The following is a 9,279-nucleotide window of genomic DNA, read 5'->3' on the forward strand; positions in this document are numbered from 1 at the left end:
GATGTGAATGTCGACATTAAGTTGTAAGGTAGTTTCTATAGAATCTATCACTGATACGGTCTATCGCGTTTGCTTATTACCTGATGGTCAATTTTTCTTTCGTGCCGGTCAATATTTAATGGTCATTATGGATGAGCGTGATAAGCGTCCATTTTCTTTGGCTTCAATTCCTTCAGAAAAAAAACTAATTGAGCTTCATATTGGTGCGTCAGAGTTTAATCTTTATGCCATGGCGGTGATGGAGCGTATTTTTGCGCAAAATAGTATCAATATTGATATTCCTCATGGTAAAGCTTGGTTTCGCCAGGGAAGTAAAAAATCAATAATTCTTATCGCCGGGGGAACAGGATTTTCTTATACTCGCTCTATTTTATATGCTGCATTGGAAGAAAACCCTGACAGATATATTACCTTCTATTGGGGAGGACGAAGATTAGAACACCTATATGATTTGTGTGAATTGCAGTCTCTTTCAGAGCAATATTGCAACATAAAAATTATTCCTGTTGTTGAACAACCTGAATCAGATTGGCGAGGGCGGACAGGTACGGTTTTGAGTGCTGTACTGGATGACTTTGGTTCTCTTGTAAAGTATGAAATTTACATTGCCGGGCGTTTTGAAATGGCAAAAATCGCGAGGGAACGTTTTTGTAGTGAAAGAGGAATCAGCCCTGAATATTTTTATGGCGATGCGTTCGAGTTTATCTAAATATAATAACAAAAAAAAACCGCCCTTCTGGGCGGGAAAATAGCAACAACATACCATAAAACGTAGACTAGTTATTTAATCCGCTCAACAAGTGTAGCGATGCCTTGCCAAAAACCAATACACATAGCAGCTAAACCAAACTGAGCATCTTTCCGTTCCATAATATTTAGTAAAGAAGTGATGATCCGTGCACCAGAACACCCTAAAGGGTGACCTAAGGCAATCGCACCACCGTGCAGGTTAACTTTTTCTTCCATCTTATCGATAAGCTATAAATCTTTTAAACAAGTTAGAGCTTGTGCAGCAAAAGCTTCGTTAATTTCAAAAACATCTATATTTTAGAGTTAAATTAGCACGTTGTATTGCAATTTTAGTTGCAGGAATAGATCCATACCCTATAATGGTGGGATAGCAACCAATAACGAACATTGATCGAATTTTAGCTCTTACTCTCAATTCCTGTGTTTTAGTATATTTTTCACTAGTAACAAGTATAGCAGATACTCCATTTGATAGCGCCGATGAATTTCCTGCGGTAACTGAGCCTGAGATAGGATCAAAGACCGGAGGTAAAGCCGTCAGGCTGGCTAAATTTGCATCAAATCGAATCACTTCATCTTGCTTGATGGCAACCAGATTACCGTCAATATCATGGCCGGCAGTTGCTACAATTTCATTATTAAACCATCCATGATGAGTTGCCTCAGCTGCCTTTTGGTGAGAACGTAAAGCAAATTCATCTTGTTCAGAGCGACTGATTTGATTTTGTCTGGCGAGAATCTCGGCGGTTAATCCCATTGCAGCTGAAGCGGTAGAAATATGAATAGCAAGTTTACGATTGATATCGATACCGTCGGTCATAGGAACATGTCCCATATGTTCGACACCACCGACAAACACAACATTGGCATCACCTGACATAATAAATCGGGCGGCATCATGTAATGCTTGCATAGAAGAACCGCACAGCCGATTAACCGTTACGGCGGGTACAGTATGGGGAATATCTGTTAACATCGCAGCATTACGAGCAATATTAAATCCTTGCTCTAAGGTTTTTTTTTACACACCCCCAGATAATATCGTCAATATCATTTTTATTGTTATTGAGGGCAGGATTACGGCTTAGTAATTGCGTCATTAAATGGGCGGATAACTCTTCTGCTCTGACCTGGCGAAATCCCCATCTTTCGAGCGCCCCATTGGGGTGCGTATGCTATCTATAATTACAACATTTTCCATGATCACGACCTTAAGCTTATTATTTGCTGTTGAAGGTGATTTTTCTGGCGTTGGATAAATAACCTGCTTGTTTTTTAAAACTGTCAGGAATGGCATATAAAGGGCCTAAAGAGGCATATTTTTCCGCCATTTCGATAAAATTTTGGATACCGAAATTATCAAGATAGCAGACCTCACCACCTCGAAATGGCGGAAAACCTAAGCCGTATACCAGTGCAATATCGGCTTCTGCAGGACTAGCAATAATGTGTTCATCTAAACAACGAACCACTTCATTAATCATCGGTATCATCATGCGCATGATAATATCTTGCTTAGTAAATTGTTTGCCGGTAGCGCCAATTTTGCCTAGTAAGTCTTTAATTTTAGGATCGCGTTGTTTCTGTATTTTTCCTTTTTTATCGGTAACGTATTGATAAAAACCAACGCCATTTTTTTGGCGGAAACGCTGATGATTAAATAGAACAGTAATCGCATCTTGATCAATTTTTGCCATACGCTCTGGAAAACTGTCAGCCATAACTTGTTGGGCGTGTTGCACGGTATCAATACCAAATAACATCAATCAAATAAACCGTCCCCATCGGCCAGCCAAATTGTTTTTCCATGATCTTATCGATTTGATAAAAATCAGCACCATCTTGTAATAGTAAATTAAAGCCAGATAAATAAGGGAATAATACACGGTTAACAAAAAAACCTGGGCAATCATTGACGACGATAGCCGTTTTACCCATTTTATTCGCATAGACAGTTATCATATCGATAGTTTTGGTGCTAGTTTTTTCGCCCTTAATGATTTCCACTAATAGCATTCGATGAACAGGATTAAAAAAATGCATGCCACAGAAATTTTCCGGCCGCTGTAAAACACTAGCTAATTTTGTGATGGGAATAGTTGAAGTATTGGCGGCTAATAGAGCATTTTGATTTAATAATTTTTCTGTTTCGGCCAAAACGACAGTTTTGACCTTTGGGTCTTCAACCACCGCTTCAACAATAATTTGTGCATTTTCAATTCCAGCGTAATTTAGTGTTTGAGTAATTGAAGATAATATCTTCGCCATCTCCAGCGCTGAAATTTGCTTACGTTCAAATTGATTATTTAGCAATTTAGCGGCTTCATTCATACCTATTGATAAGTAATACCACCACCAATGATATCAGCACCACCAACGGCAGCTTTTATGGGGGCTTCAGTGGATTGGCTTCCCTGTTTAGCTAAATTTTTAACATATTGATCATTGAGAAAAACTCTAATTAAAGCATACGCTGCAGGAGCGCCAGTCAGTGGAATGAAAGCTTCTGTTTCCAATGATAACGCTTATTTACGTCCACAATTGGCCGCTTTTTCGATAGTTTCTAACGCTTTCGATGGTGCAGGGTAATGTGAGCCTGCCGCTTTCATGACTAAACCTTTTGCGACATTAAAACTCATCGTTTGTTCTATTTTATTCAGTTTTAAAGGTTGGGTTTTAGATTGCCGTACCTGCTGCCAATCTAATCTGTTGGCAATCGCATTTTCCAATAGTACTAGGGCCGAATTTAGTAACTGTTCTTTGGCCACAATCGTGTCAATCAGGCCATTTTTTAAAGCGGTTTCGGCATCGATATCTTTTCCTATGGTGATCATCTGTAATGCATTATCTAAACCAATTAAGCGCGGTAGGCGTACTGAACCACCAAACCCAGGCATAATACCCAGTTTAACTTCTGATAAACCAATTTTAAGATCGGGTTTAGCGATACGGTAATCTGTTGCTAATGCACACTCACAGCCTCCTCCCAAAGCGTAACTATTAATGGCGGTTACGGTCGGAATAGGTAGGTCTTCGATACGATTAAAGATGCTGTTAGTAAAATTAAGCTACTGCTGAAGTTGTGACTTTGGTACATTAAATAGGGAGAGAAATTGTTTAATATATGCACCAACAATGAAAGTAGGTTTTTGTGAAATCAGAATAAGCCCTTTTAATTGACTTAGGGTCTTTTTGTTTTCGAGTGAATCAATAGCTTTGTTTAGTGAATCAACGGTTTCTAAATCAAATTTATTAATGGTATTTGGCGAGTTAAATATCAATTTTGCTATACCGGGTTTTATCCAATCAACCTGAATAGTATTACTTTGATAGAGCATACTGTTCTCCTATGATTACTATCTGGTAAGACCAAGAATTAGCGGTATGATTTTTTTGTTAAAAAATACAAATTAAGTATAAAAAATATGCTAGTCTGATCACAACAAATTCTATGGGTTATTGAAAACCTCGATAATACTTAATTATTTGTTTTTATTAAAAAAAATGAGACACTTTAGTTGGGGAAAAGTATTTATTAAATTAATGATAATATTTAATCTGATATTTTGCTGAATATTAGAGATAAAAATAACAGGTGAACTAAAAATGGAAAATTTTGCTAGTCAATATCAAGAACATATTAAAACATTACAGCAACGTACACAGAATGTTTTGAAAAATAATAAATTGAATGCCTTACTTACTCCATTCTGGAGAGCCGAAAGGCGTTTTTCTTGATGACTACCATTATTTATTCAAAGTTAATCCACATTTCAAAGCCTGGCTACTTATTACTCAAGTTGCACATTGTTGGTTATTAGTTGATGGAGTTAGCAAACCTAAATTGTGGTTTTATTCTCCAATTGATTATTGGCATAGTATTGATCCTCTACCAGACAGCTTTTGGCTAAAAGAGTTTGAGTTGTTCCATTTAAAAGAGGCTAATGATATTAAAAAATGGTTATTTCAGTTAGATAAAAAACATACTGGTTATATTGGTGAATCTATTGATCTAGCTAAAGAATTAGGTATTTCAGCGGTTAATATTAATCGCAAATCGGTGTTAGATTATTTTCATTTTCATCGGGCTTATAAGACCAACTATGAATTGAGTTGTTTACAACAAGCGCAGAAAATGGCAATAGCTGGTCATCATGCCGCTAGTGAGGCCTTTTGTCAGGGAGCGAGTGAATTTGATATTAATGTTAGTTACTTGCAGGCAACAGGTCAGCGAGATATTGACGTGCCATATAGTAATATTATTGCACTCAATGAAAATTGTTCAGTACTTCACTACACTAAATTGAAATATCAGCCACCAAAGAATATATATAGTTTTTTAATTGATGCGAGCGCTGAATAACACGGTTATGCAGCAGATATTACGCGTACTTATACGGCTAAGAATAATGATGAATTTGCTAATTTGATTAACGGCTTGGATAATAAACAACAGCTATTGATCGATACAATTAAAACCGGTATTCGCTATACTGAATATCATCAACAGATGTATCAACATATTACATCTTTATTGCTAGATCATGGCATTATTTGCAATATCAGTGTAGAGACAATGATAGAAAAAGGGATTACAACACCATTTTTCCCGCATGGCTTAGGCCATCTTTTCGGATTACAAGTTCATTATGTTGGTGGATTGATGCAGGGTGAGACGGGAGCGTCTTTGGCTGTACCAGAATGTTACCCTTTCTTACGTTGTATTCGGATCTTACAATCTGGTATGGTATTAACTATTGAACCTGGTCTCTATTTCATCGAGACACTATTAGCTCCTTGGCGCGCAGGATCTGTAGTAAATATTTTAACTGGCCTAAAATTGCGTCCCTTACGCCCTATAGTGCTATTCGTATCGAAGATAATATCATCATATATGAGAATAAAGTTGAAAATATGACACGTAATTTACATTTAAAATAATGAATGCTTATTTGATACCCGCAGAGTCGGTTGTTGTTACCGAAGAGATTAAAAAAGCCGTTTTATTAATTATTTGGAACATACTGATGGAATTGCTGAAGAAAAAAATTTTATCCAAACTATCAAACATAAATACCTAGATGCTCGTCATCATTGCTGGCCCTATGTTGCTGGTAGGCCTGATGATTGCCAAAAATTAGGTTTTTCTGATGATGGTGAGCCGACCGGAACGGCAAGTAAGCCGATGATCACTCAGTTGTTAGCTAGCCATATTGGTGAAATTACCGTCGTGGTAGTGCGTTATTTTGGCGGTATTAAATTGGGGACTGGCGGCTTGGTTAGAGCTTATGGTAATAGTGTTCAACATGCACTTAACCTCTTGAACAACCAGTAAAAACTGCTACAAAAATATTATTTAATACATTGTGAATATGCGCATATAAAAATGATTGAGCAATTAATACAACAATCAGCAGGGCAGATCCTAGCGCGAGAATATAGTGAAAATGTGATATTAAAAATTTCACTTCCTGTCAATGTTGAACAAGAGTTTGCGGATAAATTACGTAATTTAAGTAGAAGCGCATTAAATTTAACCCCTAAATCTTAATGTTATGATTAGATTCTCAAGGAACCACTCATGCATTTTCGAGCAATAACCCGAATTGTTGGGCTACTTGTTATCTTATTTTCTGTCACTATGATTATTCCAGGTATAGTGGCATTGATTTATCGAGATGGAGCAGGACGTGCCTTTAGCCAAACCTTTGTTGCGGCATTAATTATCGGATTGTTACTATGGATACCAAACAGAAATAATCGACATGCTCTAAAACCTAAAGAAGGTTTTCTGATAGTCGCCCTTTTTTGGACCGTGTTAGGTAGTGTTGGGGCACTACCTTTTATTTTTTCTGATCGGCCTCATCTTTCTGTTACCGATGCTTTTTTTGAATCTTTTTCCGGTTTAACAACAACTGGAGCAACCACATTGGTTGGGTTGGACACTTTACCCAAAGCAATACTCTTTTATCGACAGATGCTACAGTGGTTAGGTGGCATGGGAATTATTGTTTTAGCGGTAGCCATATTACCTTTATTAGGCGTAGGTGGAATGCAGCTTTATCGGGCAGAAATGCCTGGCCCACTTAAAGACAATAAAATGCGTCCAAGGATTGCAGAAACGGCAAAGACACTTTGGTTAATCTATGTTTTGTTTACTATAGTCTGCGCGATAGCGTTATGGGGCGCTGGCATGGATGTTTTTGATGCTATCTCCCATAGTTTTTCTACTGTCGCTATTGGTGGATTTTCTACTCATGACCAGAGTATTGGCTACTTTAATAGCCTTGCTATTAATACCATTATTGCTATTTTTTTACTGATTTCTGGCTGTAATTTTGGTCTTCACTTTGCCGTTTTATCTGGTCGTAGTCTGACAATTTACTGGCGTGATCCTGAATTTAGAGTATTTATCGGTTTTCAAATAGTTTTGATAATCATTTGTACGTTAGTGCTTCTATATCATTCAGTTTATGACTCACTATTACAAACATTTGATCAAGCCTTTTTTCAGGTTGTCTCTGTGGCAACGACAGCCGGTTTTAGTACCGATGGATTCGCAAATTGGCCGCTTTTTCTACCTATATTGTTACTTTTTGCTGCTTTTGTCGGTGGGTGTGCAGGATCAACTGGAGGTGGATTAAAAGTTATTCGAATTTTACTATTATTCTTGCAGGGTTCACGAGAGTTAAAACGCTTGGTACATCCAAATGCTGTTTACACGATAAAATTAGGCTCCAGGGCATTATCTGAACGTATTATTGAAGCTGTTTGGGGTTTTTTTTCTGCTTATGCATTGGTTTTTATTATCAGTTTACTATTGTTAATTGCTACTGGCGTAGATGAGTTTTCTGCTTTTGCCTCAATTGCTTCAACACTGAATAATTTAGGTCCAGGATTAGGCTCGGTAGCTGAAAACTTTACTACCATGAATCCAACGGGAAAATGGATCCTAATAGTCACTATGTTATTTGGCCGATTGGAAGTGTTTACTTTACTTGTTCTTTTCACACCAACCTTTTGGCGGGAATAATCATTTATACAATTTTATAGGTAACACATGAGCTATTTGCTGCTTTATTCTGGCGAAAATGGTCAGACTAAAAAGATAATACTTAAAATTACTGAATATTTACGTAAAGAAGGTAAGCAATGTGATGTTAGAGATTTAAATATGGATAAAAATTTTAATCTTTCTGTTTACCAAAAAGTGTTAGTCGGTGCTTCAATCCGTTATGGTCATTTTAATCCTGCAGTGTTGAGTTTCGCGCAAAATCACCAAAAAGAGTTGAATACCATGCCAAGTGCATTTTTTGGTGTTAATTTAACGGCTAGAAAAAAGGGCAAAGATACACCTGAAACAAATGTTTATGTACGTAAATTTTTAGCTAAAACTCCGTGGCAACCAACTATTACTAATGTGTTTGCCGGAGCGCTACGTTATCCCCAATATAAATGGTTAGATCGTATTATGATCCAATTTATTATGAAAATAACAGGTGGAGAAACGAATACAAATAAAGAGGTTGAATATACTGATTGGCAAAAAGTTGAATACTTTGCGCGCGAATTTAAATGCACTTAAATAAAAATTTGATTAAAAATTGCTATTTTTTCTGCTTTTTGTCGAAAAAAGAGCAAACGACTAAAGGTTACAAATTATTGCTTGCCAGCTGCGTAAAACTGCTTATAATGCGCCCCCACTGAGTCAGTATAGAACGAATCAATTGAATTGAATTTTCTTGACGAAGGGTAAAGAAAAGTAGAAATAATTATTTGACTTTACAAGTGAAAAGCGTAATATATACCACCTCTTTTATCAGGTCGCATGCTCTTTAACAATTAATCAGACAATCTGTGTGGGCACTCGCAAGACATCATCAAAAAATATTTGATTTTAAAGTCTTGAAGAGTAACAAAATAGTTAATTCATATATGAACTAATATGCAGTAACGTTATTTTGATCGGCAGCGGCGAAGGTGGTCAAACATCAGTAAAGCGAGTTAAACAAAAGGGCGTTACGGTCAGTAAAACATTCTTTGAGCATCAAGCTTTTCATTGAAGAATTTGATCATGGTTCAAATTGAACGCTGGCGGCAGACCTAACACATGCAAGTCGAGCGGCAGCGTGAGGAAGCTTGCTGGCAAGCGGCAGACGGGTGAGTAAGGTATGGGGATCTGGCCGAAAGCGGGGGATAACCACTGGAAACGGTAGCTAATACCGATACCGCATAATCTCTAAGAAGCAAAGTGGAGAACCGTAACGGCCTCACACCTTCGGATGAACCCATAGAGACTAGCTAGTAGGTGCGGTAAGGGCTAACCTAGGCGACGATCTCTAGCTGGTCTGAGAGGATGATCAGCCACACTGTGACTGAGACACAGCCCAAACTCCTACGGGAGGCAGCAGTGGGGAAATATTGCACAATGAGCGCAAGCCTGATGCAGCGATGCCGAGTGTATGAAGAAGGCCTTCGGGTTGTAAAGTACTTTCAGTCGTGAGGAAGGTGTTAGGGTTAATAACCTTA

3 protein-coding genes, 1 rRNA gene and 4 pseudogenes are annotated in these 9,279 nt (G+C 37.6%); 6 read left to right on the forward strand and 2 right to left on the reverse strand.

The features are described 5' to 3' along the window. Window positions 1–7: 7 nt before the first annotated feature. Entirely contained in the window at window positions 8–709 is a 702-nt protein-coding gene (gene fre, locus ARADI_RS09960) for an NAD(P)H-flavin reductase (protein WP_119711944.1), read from the forward strand. Between the two features lie 71 nt (window positions 710–780). Here the strand turns inward: fre and fadA are convergent. Both fadA and fadB read right to left on the reverse strand, forming a co-directional pair. Further along, a pseudogene (fadA, locus tag ARADI_RS09965) lies at window positions 781–1,951 on the reverse strand (acetyl-CoA C-acyltransferase FadA). Between the two features lie 19 nt (window positions 1,952–1,970). Next, window positions 1,971–4,088, reverse strand: a pseudogene (gene fadB / locus ARADI_RS09970) (fatty acid oxidation complex subunit alpha FadB). Between the two features lie 268 nt (window positions 4,089–4,356). Here fadB and pepQ point away from each other — a divergent pair. From pepQ to ARADI_RS09995, 5 genes and pseudogenes are all read left to right on the forward strand, one after another. Further along, window positions 4,357–5,691 (forward strand): annotated as a pseudogene (pepQ, locus tag ARADI_RS09975) (Xaa-Pro dipeptidase). Then, window positions 5,691–6,301, forward strand: a pseudogene (locus ARADI_RS09980) (IMPACT family protein). The pseudogenes pepQ and ARADI_RS09980 overlap by 1 nt, the downstream one beginning before the upstream one ends. A 30-nt stretch (window positions 6,302–6,331) precedes the next feature. Next, the gene (trkH, locus tag ARADI_RS09985; RefSeq protein WP_119711945.1) at window positions 6,332–7,783 is read left to right on the forward strand and encodes a Trk system potassium transporter TrkH; all 1,452 of its coding nucleotides are present in this window, start codon (window positions 6,332–6,334) and stop codon (window positions 7,781–7,783) included. Window positions 7,784–7,810: 27 nt separating this feature from the next. Beyond that, window positions 7,811–8,335 carry a menaquinone-dependent protoporphyrinogen IX dehydrogenase gene (gene hemG, locus ARADI_RS09990; RefSeq protein WP_119711946.1) on the forward strand — a complete coding sequence of 175 codons (525 nt, stop codon included), beginning with the start codon at window positions 7,811–7,813 and terminating at the stop codon, window positions 8,333–8,335. A 471-nt stretch (window positions 8,336–8,806) separates the two neighbouring features. Continuing rightward, window positions 8,807–9,279, forward strand: a 16S ribosomal RNA gene (locus tag ARADI_RS09995); the annotation flags it as partial.

Source organism: Arsenophonus endosymbiont of Aleurodicus floccissimus (assembly GCF_900343025.1).
Classification (GTDB): Bacteria; Pseudomonadota; Gammaproteobacteria; order Enterobacterales; family Enterobacteriaceae; genus Arsenophonus.